The organism is Brakhagea baltica, assembly GCF_052161605.1.
GTDB lineage: Bacteria > Planctomycetota > Planctomycetia > Pirellulales > Pirellulaceae > JBKCUI01.
Window position 1 is genome coordinate 4983450 of record NZ_CP197409.1, and the last position, 18564, is coordinate 5002013.

The following is an 18564-nucleotide window of genomic DNA, read 5'->3' on the forward strand; positions in this document are numbered from 1 at the left end:
ACTCCTAGCTTGCTAAGCGGATAGGAGTTGGGAATTCGAGCACAAATTGCGTTCCGCGACCGACTTCACTTTGGACTCCGATTCGACCACCGTGAGCCTCTACAATCTTTCTAGCTGTTGGTAACCCGAGGCCAGACCCGCCATGTTTGGTTGAGTAAAACGGTTCGAACATACGCATCGCAGTCACTTCATCCATACCGCATCCGGAGTCGATCATCTCGAGAGCAACCCCTCCAGGTATGGAAAAGGTTCGTACTAGTAACTCACCACCGTCAGGCATCGCTTCGATCGCATTCTTGACCAGATTGACCAAAGCGGCTTGCAGCGAGTCACTATGGAGCTTGATGTTCGGTAGATTGGGATCCAAGTAGATTTGGAGATGGATTTCGGACTTGTCAGCCTGAGCCCGAAACAGATTGATAACTCGCTCGATTTGCTCGTTCAGAGAACCAACCGTCATTTCCAAGTCTCGCATCCGGGCGAACCGCAGAAAGTCTCGCAGCAGGCCTTCGAGTCGATTGCATTGCTGCCGAATCATATCCACCTTGGTGATGGCCCGCCTCTGGCCAGGGAATGGCGACTCCTCTAGTTCCTCGCAAAGCAAATCGGCGTTCATATGAATAACCGACAGAGGGTTCTTTATCTCATGCGCGAGCGACCCCGCTAGCTCGGCGAGTTCGTTGTATTGGGTCCTTAGGTCTTCTAAGGCCTGCGATTCTTTTGATTTGGTTGGATCGTCGTACATACGTGGGTTGCTTAGCTGTCCCGATGGTTTTGACAGATGATTGTAGCGATCTTTCTCGCGAACGGCAGGAATCATTTTGGTTCCGGCGCTCTACGCGAAATGCTTATAAACACAGCAAACGAGGTCTCATCCCGAATTCGCCGCAGGAGTAAACTCGCGGAGTGCTTGCTGAAGAGGATCGAACCCTTCTGGCCCGAATCCCAAATGGTGATGTTTGGTCCAGCCCTCGGCGTACTTACACGGAAGCGTGTTCAGCGTGGCAACTTCTGCTGCCAGGTCCAGCATGGTTTGCAGGTATGAGTTCATCTTCTGGGAACTTTGGAGCCATTCCTGCTGCGACTTGTGACATTCCAGCATGGCTAGTTTTTGCGGGATTACGTTGTCAATGTCCACGCAGAACTCAGGCTGGTGGATCTTTCCATCGGGAGTTCTGTTGCCGTGCGGCTGTGCGTGGTAGATCGCAACATCTTGCTGGACAACGGGTGATGCAGGTAGGGTTTTAAAATTGGGAACGGAGCGGGAAAAGGCAGCCGTCACCGCCAGCCTGCATGTTTCCATGTGGTCTTCCATGTAGTCGAATCGTGCATGAGTCAGGATTACGCTGGGGTTTGCGACTCGTACAACAGAAGCGATTCTCTTCAAATTCTCCAGGTTGTAGAAAACCTCGAGATCGTTGCAAATTGGTGGATGGAACGTTGCGTCAAGGAGTTTGGCTGATTGGCGAGATTCTTCGAGCCTAATCGCGGCAGTCTCCTCTGGGCCCCATAGGGTCGATCCACAGCAACCGTTTGCGACATTGATGTAATGTACTGACCAGCCTAGTGCCTTTAACCGTAGCAATGTGCCTGCAGATACAAATTCTATATCGTCCGGGTGTGCAAAAATCGCAAGTACTGTTCGATTCATAGTTTCATTGGCAAATGAAAAGAGCGAGTGACTGCTACTCGCAGAACTCGCTCATGAAAGATACCAAAAATATGTTCTTGTCCGACGACTTTAGTCAAGCGAACTAGGCAACAACCTTCGACCTCGCGTCTCTTGCTCCGCGACTCAAAACATCACGCAATAGAGGAGAGTAATCCTCGTAGCGGGATTCGTCCGATGGTCCGTCCGAATACTGATAGATCGCGTCTCGAGGTTTCCCCCCTAGCGAGATCAACGTACTGGAGACAGTTCCATAGTCCGCACCTCTTAATACCATGTTGGCACGATTGGCGGGATTGGGAGCACGAGCAAACACTCGACTTGCAACGGCCAAGAACTTGACCGGCGAATCCAATGTTTGCAAGGTCAATAGTCGGCTAGCTAACTGAACCCTTTCATCACGAGGGTCGTTAAGATTGCGCCCTCCGATGATATTGAGTCCCGGACGCATATTGACGACTTCGTTTTCGGTTTCGTGATGAATCACAAAACCATAATCGCGATCAGCGATCACCATGTTGCAAGCTTCGAATTGATGCTTGCTCAACTCCTCCAAGGCTTTATCGAGACACTCACGCGCTGTCAGCCCCTTGAGTGATTCCTTGCATAGTAACCCGCGAGAGCGGTTGCTACCCAAAGGCTCAAGAACCCGTCGGTTGCAGAGACCAACTAAGACGCCGTGTTGATTGACTCCAAGCCAGGTTCCACCGCTGCGTTGGTCGGTGGGGCAAAGAATTCGGGGCTTGCCAGCTTGAATGCTGGGCCCTGAACTTCGTCGATCGTAAAACTCCTCTCTATTAGATGCTACAAGAATGGGACTCTCAGAAACTACGCAATATTGAATGGCCAGTAAGCACATCGCAAATGTCGCACTTTCTAGGGTTGGAGCTAGAGAATCGAATCACGGCTAATGGCATTTAATTGCGCATACAGGGCTCAATTACGTGATTCGCGACCGTCATTAATCTAAGCTGACCGGGACCTGTAGTCACCCCCTCTTTTGGGGGTGTGCTAGCATAAATTGTGGAATACTTGTTGTTTTCTCGTTGGCCTGTGGGGGATGAGTAGTTCAGGAAGGATAGGCTAAATGGTTTTGGGCCGCGATTCGACCGCAAAAGATCGAATCGCCACCCTGAAAGACAGCACTCTCGCAGTTTCCTGCTCGCCACGCAACCGAAACGCTTACTTCGTTTCCTCGGGTGCCAACACGAAGCTCTGAATCAGCCATCCCTCTTCACTTGACGTAGAGACAGTCCCGGCAGGCATAAAATAGGAGCGTATCTGGGAGAAGGGAGGGAGTGCTTTCCCATCGATTTTTTGCTGCTTGTCTTTGTTCTGTTTCTTTGGATCTAGAATTCGGTCAAGAATCGCGGCGGCGACGCTGCGAGAGGAGGTTAACTCTCCGCTGCGGAATAGCTCATACTGCATCTCGAACGACTTGTCGGTGCGATCGATTTGCATCAAGCTGTGCGAAGAGTCACCAAGCAGAGTTCGCATTTCTTTTGCGGCTCGTGCGACGTCTGGTTCTTCAAACAGAGATTGCTCGTTTTCTTTTACCCGATTGATGGTCTCGACTAGTAGTTCCGCATCTGATGCAAATAGGAAGTAGCCATCGACAACACTGATGGCCCATTGGTCGAGCAAGGGGTCGTCGGCGTCATCGTCATCAGTCACCGTATTGTTGTTCGCGGCCTTTTTCGTACCAGATGCAAAGTCTAGTTCGATCTCCACCTCGTCTTCATCGTTGATGAACGACCAAATTCGATATTTGGTATCTGGCACATCGAGTGGTTGACCGTTCGGTTCGTTACTGCCGTACCGCTCGATGATCTCTGCGAACTTCTCATCGGGATCGTTTAGTTTCACTGCGACCAGAGATCGTTTGCTGTCTGGGGTTATGGGCTCTGCGATCTCGGTGACGATAAAATATTGGCTGGTTAACAGCGGTAGAACTTCTTTGACAATGTCGATCCGAGGACCTTGGATGTCGGTTCGAATGCCTTCGATGACCGACTCGAAGGTTCCCTCTTGGTTCGCATAGCCATCCACGAGAAACTTGAATCGTGGGAAGGCCTCTTTCAAGTCCCACGAAAATGCCGTCACTGCAGCGCTGTCGTGGCTTAGCCAAGACGGCACGTCAAACGCCTCTACATTGGGAAAAGTTAATATTTTCACAGGTTCTTCGACAGGCTGCTCCAGCTTGATAAACCCATTATGGATCATGTCGTATTGGCTGGAGGAAAAGTCGACTTTCCCAACGACGCATCGGATGGCCCCAAAGCCTTGATCCGTCAGTAACTTTAAGACGTCAGGTTGGCTCTTTCTTGGGCGTCCACCAACCTCCCGAAGAAGCTTTACCATGCCTAGTGGGTTGACGAAGTACTCGACATCGGCATCCTCCATCTCGGGAAGCTTGAAAATGGCATCCTGAAAAGTCTTGGAATCCACCAAACTATCTTTTTTGTCGCCAGACTGTGCTTCGAGCAACTCCTTCATGGTTCGCTCATCATCCGATGCGATCAGTTGGCCCTTACTTATTGCGTAGTACGACTGCAACAAAACCTTTGGGTTTAGCGGAGACGCCCACTGGTAGCGTGTAACATCAGTATCAAGAATCTTTACCGTGCTCTCGGATGCTTCTCTGCTTTTGAGTTCTTTAGCGACTCGCTTCAAGAACTCCTCTGCCTGAAACTGCCTGCTCCCAATGTCGATAACGGCTGCAACGGAGTAAGGTTTGTCCCCCTCACGAGCAATCCATCCGATCGCCGTTTGTCCATCGGATATTGCATCGATATCTTCGACGTCGACACTGAGTTGCCAACCTGCATCGCTCAAGCGAGAGCGGATGTCATCCCGTTGCGAGTTCCAGAAGTTCTGAAGCTTTGAGTCGGTTGCCAGTTTTCCAAATTGCGTCTTGGCCCACGCATCCACGAATCGAGTCGTGTCTGGTAGACGAAGCAACGCTTGCGTGGTTGCAGGAAACATCTTGTGGGCTGGAACGGAAACCATTTCGTTGGAATCTCCAGCGTAGACCATCGAGGATGTGAGTCCGAGAGCAACTGCAACTGCGAGACGACGAACAGCGTGATAACGAGATCGGTAAACTCGCATTCTTGAGTTCCTCACCGATAACCTCCTGTAAACAAAATATGTGGAAAAGCGAATAGTCAGTCCGTATTACTCGTTGTATCGTATCGGAAAATCTCCCAGAATGGAAACCCGGGTTGGGGGGCCTTTCGTGGATAGTCCCCTAAATCCGAGCCTTTCAGCGCCCCCCTCCTCCTCGACCGAGTCCTTTGTATTCATGGCTAAAGACGAAGAAGTTCTGGTGGTTCCGTCCAAACTTTTGGATCAGATCGGCTTTTTTAGCGGTTTCCAGCCCAACGTCGACCGTTATCTCAATGCGTTGCTGGATCGGACCAACCAAACCTTCCTCCCACGAAGCATTGTGGAGGATGACCCCTCCTACAAGCAGCTGATTCCTTACGTTATCCTGGAGCACAGCGACGCCAATACCACCAAAATCTTTCAATACACGAGGGGTAAGGGGCAGGGGGAAGCTCGGTTGCATGCCCAGAAATCGATTGGCATCGGCGGTCACATATCGATCGAGGACGCTGACGGTGACGACTGGTACACAGCAGGAATGCAGCGAGAGCTGTCAGAAGAGGTGAAAATCGACTGCGGTGGCCAGCAGAAAATCGTCGGACTGATCTACGATGACACGAGCGACGTGGGACGCGTGCATTTGGGGGTTGTCCACATAATGCAGTTGCATTCGTGCAAAGTTAGTTCCGCCGAAATCGACTTGGAGTATGCTGGGTTCAAACCCATCGAGGAGATTCGCACCGAACTCGACCGCTACGAAACGTGGTCTCAGTTATGCGTGAAGCACCTTTATAGCTGAGTGCAAATGCTCCTGACTTCTCTCCCATGAGTATCGAACAAATTAATTCAAGGCTCCTAGAGTAAGGCTCCAGCGTAACCTATGAGTGGTATTCACAAGTCATATGTGAGTCGATCGCTCAAGTGTTGCATGGACATTTTGTTTGCAGTTCGCCTCCGAGGATGCCTCATTGCCTTGTTCTTGATTGTTCAGGTAGCAGCGCAACCCCCACAGCGTTTTCCTGGTGGGAGTTTCCGGGGAGGGATGCCGCGTGGCGGGGGAATGGACTTTTACGAGCCCACCTCAGACTTGGACCTGACGACGTTTTCTCCTGACAACTTTACGTTCGTTCGAATCATCTACGACAGCGTAGGAGGCCCTGGTGAAGCCTACTATCCAGGCGATGGGCAGTGGCGGCCGCGATGGGCAACCGACCATCCCGATGGAGCCAAGAACTTGACGCTCCGACTTAACCAACTCACAACCATCAAGGCGAATCAAGGTTCGCTGCTCATCCGATTAACCGACCCGAGATTGCAAGACTTTCCGTTCATCTTTATGAGCGATCCCGGCTGGCAAGTGCTGAGCCAAGAGGAGAGGACTGCGTTAAAGCGTTATCTCTCCAACGGTGGTTTCTTGTGGGTAGACGATTTTTGGGGCCAGGCCGAATGGGATAACTTTGAAAATAACATGCGACAAGTTGCACCGAATTGGAAATGGTTCAACATCACCTCGGATCATCCTATCATGTCAATTGTCTATCCTCTCAAGGAATGTCCACAGATACCTGCGTTGCAGCTCTACAGGCGGGGAGGAGAGACCTACGATCCCCCGTGGATTCACAAACAGCCAAACGGTGGTATTGCAGATGTTTCCCGGGTGAATTTTCGTGGCCTCAATGATGAATCGGGCAGGTTGGTGGCTGTCGCAACACACAACACCGATATTGCTGACGGTTGGGAGCGAGAGGGGGACGACGAGGAGTTCTTCCAAAGGTTTTCCATCAAAGCTTATGCTCTGGCCATTAACGTATTGACTTATGCGATGTCGAATTGAACTCCCGATTCAATGTCTCCCATACGCAGTTTTTGCAAATGCTGATAGAATGAAGCCGCTCTACTGCAATTTTTTGTGGTGGTGAATAGGGACTGATTGAGTGATCGCGTTCCCCTTAAGCACTAGCCAGCAATTGCTTCCGATTATCGCTTTACGAGGATTCGTCCGTGTTTCGTTTAGAAGTTATCGATTACATCGATCAGACCAATCAGTCTCTCATCGCGCGAGTGCCTGAGTCGGGGACAGCGGCAATCCAATTTGGAGCCCAGCTGATCGTTCAGCAGAATCAAGAAGCCATCTTTTTTCGCGATGGCCGAGCCATGGATGCCTTTGGCCCAGGTCGCCATACCTTGACCACTGCCAACTTGCCCATCATCGGCAAATTGCTCACGATACCATTCGAACGATCCCCATTTCAGGCATGCGTCTACTTCGTCGGCAAGCAGACGTTTATCGATCAGCGATGGGGTACGCGCACTCCCATTACCGTTCGCGATCCTCATTTCGGCATAGTTCGCTTAAAGGGTTACGGGAAATTTGCGTATCGAATCGTCGACGGTTCGCTGCTGCTAAATTCTATCGTCGGGACTCAGGGCAAGTTTACGACCGAGGAGGTTTTAAATTACTTACGCGATATCATTCTGGCCGGTCTTACAGATCTTATTGCGAGCTCTGGAATCGGTTTGCTCGATATGCCGGCCAGGATGGATGACATCAGCGCGGCGGCTCGGATTAAGCTTGGTGATCAGTTCAGCAAGCACGGTTTAGAGCTAACCGAGTTTTTTATCAGCAGCATCTCTGCTCCCGAAGAAGTGCAAAAGGCCATTGATGCCCGAACCAGCATGGCCGTTCTCGGCGATTTAAACTCATACACTGCTTATAGCACTGCCAATGCCCTTCGCGCGGCTGGTGAGTCGGGTATGAACAGTCCGCTCGGGCTCGGACTAGGCATGGCAATCCCACAGCTACTGCATCAGGCCCATTCAGGATTAGCACAGCAAAATGTAAGTAACGCGCCCTTGCCGATTGCCGGTGCTTCTGCGGGTGCTTCTCTCGCATCGCCTGCTCAAGTCTCGCCTGCTCAAGGTGGTACTGCGAGGCTGGATTTTTCTGCGGCTCGGGTACCCGAAAAAATCGATCTCGAAGCAGCATTGAGATCCCTGGGAGAAAGCTTGGGTTGGACCGTTCAGAATGCTGATCAGAACCTGATGCAAATCATGGTACCGCTGGCATCATCTCGTCGGCAACGCGTTTTCGTCGAACTCGATAGAAAAGATGACCACGGCCACCCCGTTGTTGGGATTTGGTCGGCATGCGGTGCGATAAACCCTGCCTCTGCAATGACGGTTTTGCGCAACAACGATTCCGTCGTCCACGGAGCGTTTGCAATGAAAAAGCTTGAGCAAGGCGAGTTGCTAGTCCTGAAGTCCAACGTGCTTGCCTCATTGACCAGTGCTCCGGAATTGGCCAAGCTCGTATCGTCGATCGCTTGGCAAGCCGATGAAGTGGAGCACCAGCTATCCGGTGGGCAGGATATACTTTAGATGGATTCCATCGAGCCCACGCATCGACTTGTAACTGTTAAGCTTTCCCCAAGGATACCGAAAATGAAGCGAACCACCTCTCCCACCCGTTGGTTGCATCGAGTTTTGCTAGGCAGCGCAGCGCTGCTGTCCAGTGCCCTGTTATTAGGGGATTGGCATTCAGGCAGCGTGGCCCGAGCGAGCTTCCCGGAAGATGCGGATTGGTTCCAATGGAGAGGTCCGGATCGAAACGGCATTTCCAAGGAGAAGGGGTTGTCGTCCAACTGGGGCGATCAGGGCCCACCGTTGCTTTATCAAGTTCGGGGGATGGGGGGAGGAATGGCGAGTGTTGCCATCTCGAATGGCAAGCTTTACTCGATCGGGGAAATCGATGGAAAGGTTCGATTAGTTTGTCGCAACTTAGAGGATGGTAGATCCCTTTGGGCAACACCGTTTGCCGATCCTGCGGGTTCCCCAAACGGAACCCCCACCATTGATCCATCCACAGGTCTCGTTTATGCCGTCTCGTTCGATGGCATACTGGTTTGTTGCAATGGCGAAACGGGAGCTACAGTTTGGTCCACCAGCTTTCAAAAGGACTTTGGCGGCAAGATGGAGTCGGTGTGGGGATTTAGCGAGTCCCCGTTGGTCGACGGAGACAAACTGATTTGCACTCCAGGTGCCGCGAATGCGATGGTGGTGGCACTCGACAAAAAGAATGGCAAGGTGATATGGCGGGGCCCTGCTCCCCGAGGGCAGCTCCGAGGTAACGATGGAGCGGGTTACTCATCCGTCGTCGTATCGGAGGCACGAGGTGTTCGGCAGTACATCCAGCTTATCGGGCATGGAATTGTTAGCTATGACGCAAAGAACGGGAATCTTCTGTGGAACTACGATCGCATCGCCAATGGTACCGCCAACATTCCGACCCCAATTGTGAAGGATAACTTTGTTTTTTGTTCCTCGGGCTACGACGATGGAGGAACTGCATTGCTAGAAATTATGAAGCAAGGGCGGCAGGTTGGAGTCAGAGAGGTCTACTACAAACGGAATACCGAGTTGCAGAACCATCACGGCGGGATGATTATGATCGGCGATTACGTGTACATGGGGCACGGGCACAATCAAGGTTTTCCAGCTTGTGTGAAGTGGAAGACCGGAGAGAACGTGTGGGGCAGGACTCGCGGGGCCGGTTCTGGTTCGGCAGCCATTACGGCCGCAGATGACAAGCTCTATTTCCGATACGAAGACGGAACGATGGCGTTGATCGCGGCAAAACCTGCCAAATACGATCTCCTGAGCCAGTTCAAGCTTCCTACCCGAGAAAGTCAGAGCTGGCCCCATCCCGTGATCAATAACGGGAGGCTCTACATCCGGGATCAGGACTATTTACAATGTTTTGATATCTCTGGCAGATAATTTCCGTATATCCGCTACAATCGGAATAGTTGTTCAGGACAGGGAATGAGTTAAGTTTATCACTTGCTTGTTGCGTCTAAAAAGCGAATACTAAGGTGAGCGATGCGAAGAGAAGCCTGGGGGTGCTTGGGCTCTCAGCCACCAGCCCGGCCTCTAGTTGAAGCCCTAAATCGATTAATTGGCAGATTTTGACAGCGATTCCAAACGAAAAAATTTTCAGAAGATCCAACCTACCTGCTGGGCCGTCGACCGAGCGGCCTTCGACGCTTTGCAAGCTGACGGGGCACACCATTGCTTTGGCAGCTAAATTAGTGAGTGGGTTTACCGTTCGTTGGCGAGGGGCAGAGCCATCGACGCGTCAGAGGGTTTATTTTGCCAACCACACCAGCCATTTGGATGCCGTCGTCCTTTGGTCCTGTTTACCAAAGGACCTGCGACAACTGACTCGCCCCGTCGCCGCTCAGGATTACTGGGGGACTTCGAAATTCCGCCGATTCTTGGCTCAGTCGTTTAATGCCATCTTGATTGACCGAAAGCAGATCAAGGTGCACCAGAGCCCGGTCGAGGTCATGCTCCGGGAGATAGGCGATCTTTACTCGTTGATTGTTTTCCCCGAAGGCAGCCGTGCTCAGACGGGCGAAATGGGAGAATTCAAGAGCGGTTTGTACTACCTGGCTAAAAAGCGTCCAGATTTGGAGCTGATCCCGGTTTATATGGACAATCTGAACCGGATTCTGCCTCGAGGCGAGGTGATGCCGGTTCCTCTGTTGAGTTCTATAACCATCGGAGATCCCATTTTTCTGGAGCCCGGTGAGCCCAAGTTGGAGTTCTTGGATCGAGCCGCCAAGTCGGTGAAAATCCTGAAAGAGCGGTAGATTGCAGCCAAAATCCTCTTTACCGTTTGACACTCCGCCCTACCCTTATTTTAATCAAATCGACTGACGAAGTCTCATCCTCGGAAAATTGCTTCGTCGCGACCGATCCGTTCCCCAGTTGGAGAATTTTTTCGTATGCGAAAAGTAATTGTCACTTTCGTACTTACCCCCTTGCTGCTTACCATTGGTGCTGCTTTCTCGACCCCGCAGGCTTTTGCTATCAAGCCTTTCAACGACGTGTTTAAGAAAAAGTACGTCGAAGAAAGCAAGAATGAGGAGTTCAAAACCCTCGTCAACGATAAGGCAAAATGCAATCTCTGCCACATTCAAGGCGAGAACAAAAAGATCCGTAACCCCTACGGTGAGGCATCACTCAAGGCTGGCTTGATCAAGAAAGAGTTTGAAGCGAAGCTCAAAGCAAACAAAGACCAGGCCGAAAAAGAGATCATGGAGATTCTCGAAAAAGTCGAAGCGATCACACCCGAGGGTGGCAAGGAGACTTTTGGCGATCGGATCAAAGCTGGTAAGCTGCCTGGCGGAAACGCAGACGGAAAGCCAGAAAAGGTGATCCCCGTTTCCGCACCATTCGTCGCAGCTAGTGACGAAGGCTTTGTATCGTTGTTCGATGGTAAGACGCTAAACGGTTGGAAAATCAACGAAAACGAATCCAGCTGGGAAATTGTCGATGGCACGATCGTCTGCAAAGGGGATCGCAGTCACTTGTTCTATGTTGGCGACGAGAAGCCTTTCAAGAATTTTCACTTCAAGGCCGAGGTCAAAACCGAGAATAACTCCAACTCGGGAATCTATTTCCACACCAAATTCCAAGAGTCCGGTTGGCCGAAGTATGGCTTTGAGTGCCAAGTTAACAATTCCTACAACAGCGATCCTCGACGGACCAGCAGTCTATACTCGGTAAAAGATGTTCTCGAACCGGCTGCAAAGGATGGCGTATGGTACACTCAAGAGATCATCGTCCAAGACAAGAAGGTAACTCTGATTGTGGACGGTAAAGTGATCGTCGAATACGAAGAACCAGCCGACCAGAAAGCTGGCAAGGATTTCACCAGAGTCCTTGACGAAGGGACGTTTGCGTTGCAAGCTCACGATCCAGGAAGCCGAGTTGCATTCAGAAATCTCCAAGTAAAGAGACTTGATTAGATTGGTTCGGAATTTGGACAGAAAATTAGTTCGGACACATTCAAACACCATCGCTTACTATGCGATGGTGTTTGTTTTTAGTGCTTGTTTTTTGAATTGCGGGACAGGGATTGCCGCCGTTTTCGCGAGCTATGATGATACAAGCTCTGGCGATTCGTCAGTAACCGCCGCTCGAGAGTCGCCATACACAGACTCATTAGGCACAGAGACACTCATCCAGGGGATCGAGTCGGGATTGGGGGGCACGTGGCGAGTCGGTTATACGACCCAGCATTGCATTTCCGTCAAAGGGAAATCCGGAACGCCGATCCGAGCTGAGATCCAGACGGTCGATGGTGATGGTGTCTTGGTGACCTATTCCGATACCGACTGGATAGCGACGCCAGTCGAAGGGCAAACGGCGACTATCGTCGTTTATGCGAAACATGGCAGACCAAACCGTTCGATAACGGTCAGGTTGTTCGATGGTCAGTCGGGTGAATTGCTAGAATCCAGGTCGCTTACGGAATCAGAACGAGGAACCGCGATTCCATCCGAGCAGCCGTGGGTTGTTGGTATCGGTAATTCCGATATGGGCCTGGATGTGGTGGCTGCACGTTCCCTCAAAGCCGTGCTACCAGACTACACTGCCACCGAGCTAACCGAGGCAGGACTTTTGCCTTCTCATCCCTTGGGATGGGCCGGGGTCGATTTGCTGATCATTTCCTCCAGTAATCCCCAACTGTTTGCTGAGCTTACCGAGACTCAGTCTAAGGCGATTCGAAACTGGATCCAGAACGATTCTGGGCGTTGTGTGCTAACGCTTGGTGTCAATGCAGAAGCTTTTTTTTCGAACCCTGACCTTGCGCAACTGGTCACGGGAACTTGGAAAGGTGTGGAGCCGAGAAGTGCTCCCGGGCCGCTCGAATCTTATCTCAACTCTGAGTCTCGTCTGGAAAGCCTCGGCAGCGCCGTGCTCCAGCTAAGCAATATCACCGCAGATTTGGAAGGGCAAGGCTCAGCACGAAATCGCTTTCCGCTTATTGCCAGATGGGCTTCTGGTTTAGGCAAAGTCAAGTTCTTTGCTGGAGAGATCGACAGCGATTCTATCAAGGATTGGGCAGGTAGGCCGCTTTTGTTAAAGCTACTGATGAGTGACCAATGGGAGTCAAAGCCGAGTGCCTCAGGAAATGTGCCCGAGGATTTAAGTGTTCAAGTACATGGATCGCTAGACCGTTTTCCGAAATTGCAGATCGGCAACTTGACCCAGATGTCGATTTTTGTCTTCGCATTATTGTTCCTGATTGGGCCTCTCGATTATTTCCTCGTTGTCAAGAAATGGCGATCACCCAGGGGAACGTGGCTGACGCTGATTCTCGCCGCATTGGGTGGGTGTGGATTGCTGGTGTATCTACAAGCTAGGTGGAAACCGACCGTATCGACTGTCAATCAAACCGAGATTGTCGATTGGGACCTCGGGACCAGTATGGTCCATGGAAGAGCGTTTGCCCATTTGTACGGTGGGAAACGGGGCATGTACGACATCCGTTGGGCACCGACACAGGACAGTCTCGTGGCTGGATTACAAGGAAACATCTCAAGTCGTATCGAATGGTTTGGCATGCCAGGTAAATCGATTGGTGGATTCCTCTCACCGATAGGCACGGACCGACTGCTACCCGAGTATCGCATCGCTCGTTCGGATGAACAATCGATCGAAATCAACGGCTTGGCTATACCTGAGGCGGGTACCAAGGCGATCATGAGTTCTTGGAGTGCGACTCTTGGTGAAACTTCCAAGTCGGATCTGCGGGCGATCTCCGGTGCAATCGACTTGTTAACAGGGACAGTTGTGAATCCGCTTCCGAACGACTTGATAGGAAGCATGCTGTTTTACCGGGGACGATTTTACTCTCTTCCGACACGATTCGCGGCTGGCGATTCTCTGCAACTCAGCGTCAATAATGTGCCCAAAGATATCGCAAGACGTTTGCAGCGGCGAGTCAGCGTGGACGGCAAAGACCAGGGAACACCTTGGAATTCAGCTGACCTTACAGACCTGAAACGAATTTCGGAAATTCTGTTTTTCCACAAAGCAGCGGGCGGCGGATCGTACACGATCGGACAAGAGAATCGCTACCTCGCATGGCTCGACCAAAGCGACTTGCTGAAAACCGATCGTGCTATTCTTTTTGGAGAACTTGAGAATCGTCAAGTGGACTGGTCGATTACTCGGAATGGAGCGGCTGTCGAGCTCGAGCCTGGTTTTTCAATTAGCTTCGCACGTATCATCCTGCCCGTTGTAAAAGCTGGTGGTTCGCTAAGCTCGGGAATTTCATCCAGTTCAACCAGTACACCCTAAGGCTAAATGTAGAGTTTCATCGTGATCAAGACGTCGCAATTGACGAAAAAGTATGACGACATGTACGCCATTCGAGATATCGATCTAGATCTCGGGCAAGGTGATTTGTTTGGTTTTATTGGACCTAACGGTGCAGGCAAGACCACCACGATGCGAATCATCGCCACGTTGTTAACACCCACTTTTGGTGAAGCCTATGTGTGTGGCCATTCTATCTATACGCACCCTAAAGAGATCCGACGGTTAGTGGGTTATATGCCCGACTTCTTCGGTGTCTATGACGACATGACCGTGATCGAATATCTCGAGTTCTTCGCCGCAGCTTATCGCATTGACGCGAGGGCACGACGAAAACGTTGCGACGAGATGCTGGAGATCGTTGACTTGGAGTTCAAGCGTGATGCTTACGCGAATACACTATCACGCGGGCAAACGCAGCGATTAGGCTTGGCCAGGGTATTGCTACACGATCCAGCGGTGCTTTTGCTGGACGAACCCTTGAGCGGCCTAGACCCACGTGCAAGAATTGAGATGCGAGCCTTGATGCGTCGACTGGGAGCGATGGGCAAGACCATTATTGTAAGTAGTCACATCCTGCCTGAATTGGCTGATGTTTGTAACAAAGTGGGAATCATTGACTCGGGAGTATTGATCGCCAACGATGATGTTCAGTCCATCATAAAAAAAGTTCGGCCTAGCACGGTATTGTTGATCGAGCCAGCCATCGCGGGGCAGTTAGAAGCGGCTGCAAAATCGATTGAGGGGATGGATTTGGTTGACTCGGTTTCAGACGAGAGTGGCGTGCTCAGGGTCATTCTCAAGGTTGGCATCGAGGACTACTCGCCAATCGCCACCTCATTGATCACCCAGGGGATAGGCTTGAAGAAGTTCGGGGAAGAGGAAATCAATCTCGAATCCGCGTTTATGGCATTTACCAAGGGAGCTGGGGCAAAGATCTAGACCTGGAATGCGAAGGAGTGCAGAGCATTTTTGTTTCGCTTTCTCGTTCCTGACTGCATTGGTACAGGAACGTGTTTTCTCTTTGGCTGTGAGGATGAGTACGGATGCGATTGGTATTAATGGGGACGGGGCCATTCGCGGTCCCATCGTTCGAAGCGTTAAGAGCGGACGGGCATGAAATCTGCTGCGTCATAACGCGTCCCGAAGTCATAACGAACGCCAAAAAGGGACCTCCTCCGAGCCCAGTTCGATTGTGGGCACTGGCGAACGGTTTGAAGCATGAATCCCCGGATTCTATCAATAGCGAGGAAGCCATTGCTTTCGTTCAACAATTCCAAGCCGATCTGTTGGTCGTGTGCGATTACGGGCAGATTCTTTCTAACGCGGCTTTGGGGACAGCGAAATGGGGCGGGATCAATCTGCATGGGTCATTGTTGCCCAGGCATCGCGGTGCGGCTCCCGTTCAATGGTCTATTCTGAGTGGTGACAGGCAAGCTGGTGTGACGGTGATTCACATGACTCCGGGGCTAGATGCGGGGCCTGTGATCCAGCAGGATGCAACGGAGATTGGCACGCATGAGAATGCAGGGGAGCTCGAGCAACGCTTAAGCCAGTTGGGAGTGGACACTATCAGGCGTAGTCTTCTGTTATTAGAACAGTCCGATGGCAAAACGGGTTCGCTACAAGACAAATCGAAAACGACCAAAGCTCCGCGACTCAAGAAATCCGATGGACAGATACGTTGCGACTACCCAGTACGTTTGCTTGATCGACAGCTCCGCGGACTGCAACCGTGGCCTGGCTGCTATGGAGAGTTCGAATCGGTAACAGGCAATCGTATTCGAGTGATTCTTCACGAGGGAGTTCCGGTCGTATGCAATGTCGATTCCTTACCGCTCGGGGGTTTGTTGCTCCAAGATCAATTGACGACTGTCGATTTAAGTGACGCACAAATACCATCGGTGCTAGGAGTTGTTTGTAAAGATGGCGTATTTCTTTTGAAAACGCTTCAGGTTGCGGGTAAGAAGAGTATGACTGCCGAAGAGTTCGCTCGCGGCTACAGCAAGAACGCACCCTACACGTTGGTTGCATCGGATTCGGGAGCTAGCTTGCTCGATGAAATGCTCACTCGGGAGGTTGTATCATGACGTCGCTGGCCGATGTAATGGAAGCGTATCAATCGATTGCACCGCTGGGTTTAGCGGAATCATGGGATAACGTTGGTTTGCTTTTGGGTGATCCAACTCGGCAAATTCGAACCTTGATGACTTGTTTAACGCTGACGGAAAGCGTGTTGGCGGAAGCGATTGAGGAGCAAGTCGATTTGGTCATTCCGCATCATCCCATTCCGTTCAAGCCTGTGAGCAGTATAACAACACAAACTCCGACTGGTTCCGTTTTGCTCAAAGCGGCGGAGAATCGAATTGCCATCTATTGTGCCCACACGGCTTGGGACAATGCGGAACGAGGCATCAATCAGCAGTTGGCGGACTTGCTCGGACTAAGTGCAGTCGCACCGTTGGTTCCAGCATCTCCCCCTCATGGGAGTTCCTTGGGATCGGGGCGTTTTGGCGAACTGTCTAGTGTAAGCAGTGTGCAGGAGCTTCGGAATTTGCTTGAAGAACGAATCGATGGCATCACGTTCCGTCACACCCACTCGGCTGGTCAGCTCGTCCGGCGGATAGGGATTGTTTGTGGTAGCGGTGGAAGCTGTTTGGACCGGGCTGTTAAGCAGGGATGTGATGGCTTCTTGACTGGCGAGGCCACCTATCATCAGTGTCTAGAGGCGGAGGCCAAAGGGATTTGTTTGATTCAAATCGGGCACCACGCGAGTGAGTTTTTTGCCATGCAGCGTCTTGCGAGAATGCTTGCAGCGGAGTTACCAGCAGTCCGTTCATTCTGTGCCACCCGCGAAACCTCACCGTTCTAGCGTTCGTTCGCGGTGGTCATTGCCAAATTCGGCTTCTCTTGCTGTTACGCGAAGTGCGGTGGGTAGTACACCCTTTGGTCCTCAGAGCGTGGTACCCGGACAAGTACTCCTGCCACTATTTCCTTCGGCTTGCTCTTTGTTCCGTAGGAACCGAATGTCGGTAGCAGTTCGATCGCCCCCTTCCTACGCTCTTCTTTTCGGCGGCGAAGCCGAACTCGAGATGCGACCAAAGCTCACGCGACGAAGGGATAACAAGCAGTGAATTCTGAGATCTCAGTTGCGGGTCGCTCAATATCCCCGAAAACTTTCGCCACTCGCCGCCGTAGTGTTATGGGGGGCTCAGATCGGATCCTCTTTTTAAAATTTCCGTCCTCTTATGCTCAGGGGGCAGGGAATGTCACGCGACTTTAGTTGCATCATGAGCGAATTGGCTTTGAGTTATTCCAAGGAAGAGAGCGTAATGTCGATCGATTGGGCTAAGGCGTTGGATAGTCACCGTCGGTGGCTTGAGACTGTCATTAGCTCACGCTTAGCGGATCGGCAAGCGGCCGAAGACGTGTTGCAAGAGGTGGCTTTGGCCGCCATCTCGCAGCGGAGTCGGCCTGTGGACCCGGATAAAGTTGCACCTTGGTTGTATCGCATAGCGCTTCGCAAAGTCATTAATCACCACCGAGTCACTGGTCGGCGACGTCGACTGATGGAGGGTGTGATGGCGACGGGGCCAGGGCCTGATGAGATGGTATCCCCATCGGCTGGAGAGTGGCTCCTGAAGGAAGAGAATGATCGAGCGGTCCAGCGTGCGATGAATCAGCTTCGTCCGCAGGATCGGCAATTATTGCTTCTCAAGTACACGGAGGGTTGGGGATATCAAGATTTGGCGGAGCATCTCGGTATATCCATCAAGACTGTGGAGTATCGACTGCTCAAGGCGAGGAAAGCACTAAGAGCGAAGCTTGCAGATTTTCATGATTAGTAGAGTTCTCAATCCGTTATTGCTTAACTCCATGAAGACAACCCATATAGGTTCAAGACTGAGATGATAGATCCCATTCGATTACAAGCTTTGATTGACGGAGAGTGCTCTGCCGCTGAGCGTCGTCAATTGTTGCAACAAATCGATTCCCAGCCAGACCAGTGGCGAGACATAGCGCTCGCTTTGTTGGAAGAGCAAGTGTTCGCGAAAGATATTCGGACGCTGCGAGGCAAGGCGATTCAAAATTCCACTGCAGAAATGCCCGTTGCTACACACTCCGTTTTTTTGGACCAGGAGATCAGCAAGCGTCCCGTGGCGCGAAAAGGCTGGCGGTTTGGTCCTGTGCTGGCGGCTTGTTTGGCCCTGTCGGTTGGCTTAACGATTGGTCGGTTTGTCTTGCGAGGAGACGGAGATTCGTTGCTTGGGAATTCAAACGGCAATCCCATGCTCGTTGATAATGCAACAGAAAAGTCGGGCGCTAAAGCTCAAGCGGAATTCAATCAGGATGAGTACGAGCGAAGCTTGCCCGTAGCGGATTTACGAAGCTCGAACAATCGCTATGAGATTCCGATTTACGATGTAAATCACGTCGATCCAACGCTCGTGCTTGCCAAACGAGCCTATGAAGTCGAAAGGGCCAAAGAGCAGTTACGTCGTCAAGGATATGACATCGACTTGCAACAAAACTATTTGACTGGGCAACTTAACGATGGGCGAAAGGTTATCGTTCCGATCCAAGAAGTAGGTTTGCGACCCTACGGTCAGTAAGAG

Annotated in this window: 16 protein-coding genes; 12 read left to right on the plus strand and 4 right to left on the minus strand. The window is 51.4% G+C overall.

Translation table 11 applies throughout. From position 1 onward, the window contains the following. Positions 1-4: 4 nt before the first annotated feature. From SH449x_RS19170 to SH449x_RS19185, 4 genes are all read right to left on the minus strand, one after another. Positions 5-820 (minus strand): sensor histidine kinase, encoded by an 816-nt coding sequence (locus tag SH449x_RS19170; protein ID WP_482377686.1) that lies wholly within the window; start codon positions 818-820, stop codon positions 5-7. A gap of 51 nt (positions 821-871) precedes the next feature. Further along, on the minus strand, positions 872-1651 hold the full coding sequence (locus SH449x_RS19175) for a PIG-L deacetylase family protein (RefSeq protein ID WP_482377687.1): 780 nt from the start codon (positions 1649-1651) through the stop codon (positions 872-874). Positions 1652-1754: 103 nt separating this feature from the next. Then, entirely contained in the window at positions 1755-2528 is a 774-nt protein-coding gene (locus tag SH449x_RS19180; RefSeq protein ID WP_482377688.1) for an NRDE family protein, read from the minus strand. 323 nt (positions 2529-2851) lie between these two features. After that, positions 2852-4780: a hypothetical protein gene (locus tag SH449x_RS19185; RefSeq protein ID WP_482377689.1), complete on the minus strand. Its 1929-nt coding sequence runs from the start codon at positions 4778-4780 to the stop codon at positions 2852-2854. Between the two features lie 193 nt (positions 4781-4973). Here SH449x_RS19185 and SH449x_RS19190 point away from each other — a divergent pair, with 193 nt between their 5' ends. From SH449x_RS19190 to SH449x_RS19245, 12 genes are all read left to right on the plus strand, one after another. Then, on the plus strand, positions 4974-5576 hold the full coding sequence (locus SH449x_RS19190; protein WP_482377690.1) for a phosphoesterase: 603 nt from the start codon (positions 4974-4976) through the stop codon (positions 5574-5576). 81 nt (positions 5577-5657) lie between these two features. Next, positions 5658-6611 (plus strand): DUF4159 domain-containing protein, encoded by a 954-nt coding sequence (locus tag SH449x_RS19195; protein WP_482377691.1) that lies wholly within the window; start codon positions 5658-5660, stop codon positions 6609-6611. 167 nt (positions 6612-6778) lie between these two features. Further along, positions 6779-8155 carry an SPFH domain-containing protein gene (locus tag SH449x_RS19200; RefSeq protein WP_482377692.1) on the plus strand — a complete coding sequence of 459 codons (1377 nt, stop codon included), beginning with the start codon at positions 6779-6781 and terminating at the stop codon, positions 8153-8155. A gap of 63 nt (positions 8156-8218) precedes the next feature. Beyond that, positions 8219-9553 (plus strand): PQQ-binding-like beta-propeller repeat protein, encoded by a 1335-nt coding sequence (locus tag SH449x_RS19205; RefSeq protein WP_482377693.1) that lies wholly within the window; start codon positions 8219-8221, stop codon positions 9551-9553. 311 nt (positions 9554-9864) lie between these two features. After that, positions 9865-10428, plus strand: a complete 564-nt coding sequence (locus SH449x_RS19210; protein ID WP_482377694.1) for a lysophospholipid acyltransferase family protein — start codon at positions 9865-9867, stop codon at positions 10426-10428. A gap of 135 nt (positions 10429-10563) precedes the next feature. Further along, positions 10564-11589, plus strand: a complete 1026-nt coding sequence (locus SH449x_RS19215; protein WP_482377695.1) for a 3-keto-disaccharide hydrolase — start codon at positions 10564-10566, stop codon at positions 11587-11589. Between the two features lie 91 nt (positions 11590-11680). Further along, the gene (locus tag SH449x_RS19220) at positions 11681-13930 is read left to right on the plus strand and encodes a hypothetical protein (protein ID WP_482377696.1); all 2250 of its coding nucleotides are present in this window, start codon (positions 11681-11683) and stop codon (positions 13928-13930) included. Positions 13931-13951: 21 nt separating this feature from the next. After that, the gene (locus SH449x_RS19225) at positions 13952-14890 is read left to right on the plus strand and encodes an ABC transporter ATP-binding protein (protein WP_482377697.1); all 939 of its coding nucleotides are present in this window, start codon (positions 13952-13954) and stop codon (positions 14888-14890) included. Between the two features lie 104 nt (positions 14891-14994). After that, entirely contained in the window at positions 14995-16038 is a 1044-nt protein-coding gene (locus tag SH449x_RS19230) for a methionyl-tRNA formyltransferase (protein WP_482377698.1), read from the plus strand. Next, positions 16035-16820, plus strand: coding sequence for a Nif3-like dinuclear metal center hexameric protein (locus SH449x_RS19235; RefSeq protein WP_482377699.1), 786 nt, complete (start codon positions 16035-16037; stop codon positions 16818-16820). The genes SH449x_RS19230 and SH449x_RS19235 overlap by 4 nt, the downstream gene beginning before the upstream one ends. Before the next feature lie 394 nt (positions 16821-17214). Next, complete coding sequence (locus tag SH449x_RS19240) at positions 17215-17793, plus strand: RNA polymerase sigma factor (protein ID WP_482377700.1); 579 nt, start codon at positions 17215-17217, stop codon at positions 17791-17793. Positions 17794-17856: 63 nt separating this feature from the next. After that, positions 17857-18561 carry a hypothetical protein gene (locus SH449x_RS19245; RefSeq protein WP_482377701.1) on the plus strand — a complete coding sequence of 235 codons (705 nt, stop codon included), beginning with the start codon at positions 17857-17859 and terminating at the stop codon, positions 18559-18561. The last annotated feature ends 3 nt before the right edge of the window (positions 18562-18564 follow it).

Bases quoted from the DNA above. Each gene is read 5' to 3' on its own strand.
- SH449x_RS19230 (WP_482377698.1), top strand. From the start codon at position 14,995: ATGCGATTGGTATTAATGGGGACGGGGCCATTCGCGGTCCCATCGTTC.
- SH449x_RS19205 (WP_482377693.1), top strand. From the start codon at position 8,219: ATGAAGCGAACCACCTCTCCCACCCGTTGGTTGCATCGAGTTTTGCTA.
- SH449x_RS19215 (WP_482377695.1), top strand. From the start codon at position 10,564: ATGCGAAAAGTAATTGTCACTTTCGTACTTACCCCCTTGCTGCTTACC.
- SH449x_RS19185 (WP_482377689.1), bottom strand. From the start codon at position 4,780: ATGCGAGTTTACCGATCTCGTTATCACGCTGTTCGTCGTCTCGCAGTT.
- SH449x_RS19175 (WP_482377687.1), bottom strand. From the start codon at position 1,651: ATGAATCGAACAGTACTTGCGATTTTTGCACACCCGGACGATATAGAA.
- SH449x_RS19180 (WP_482377688.1), bottom strand. From the start codon at position 2,528: ATGTGCTTACTGGCCATTCAATATTGCGTAGTTTCTGAGAGTCCCATT.
- SH449x_RS19245 (WP_482377701.1), top strand. From the start codon at position 17,857: ATGATAGATCCCATTCGATTACAAGCTTTGATTGACGGAGAGTGCTCT.
- SH449x_RS19190 (WP_482377690.1), top strand. From the start codon at position 4,974: ATGGCTAAAGACGAAGAAGTTCTGGTGGTTCCGTCCAAACTTTTGGAT.
- SH449x_RS19195 (WP_482377691.1), top strand. From the start codon at position 5,658: ATGAGTGGTATTCACAAGTCATATGTGAGTCGATCGCTCAAGTGTTGC.
- SH449x_RS19240 (WP_482377700.1), top strand. From the start codon at position 17,215: ATGTCACGCGACTTTAGTTGCATCATGAGCGAATTGGCTTTGAGTTAT.
- SH449x_RS19170 (WP_482377686.1), bottom strand. From the start codon at position 820: ATGATTCCTGCCGTTCGCGAGAAAGATCGCTACAATCATCTGTCAAAA.
- SH449x_RS19235 (WP_482377699.1), top strand. From the start codon at position 16,035: ATGACGTCGCTGGCCGATGTAATGGAAGCGTATCAATCGATTGCACCG.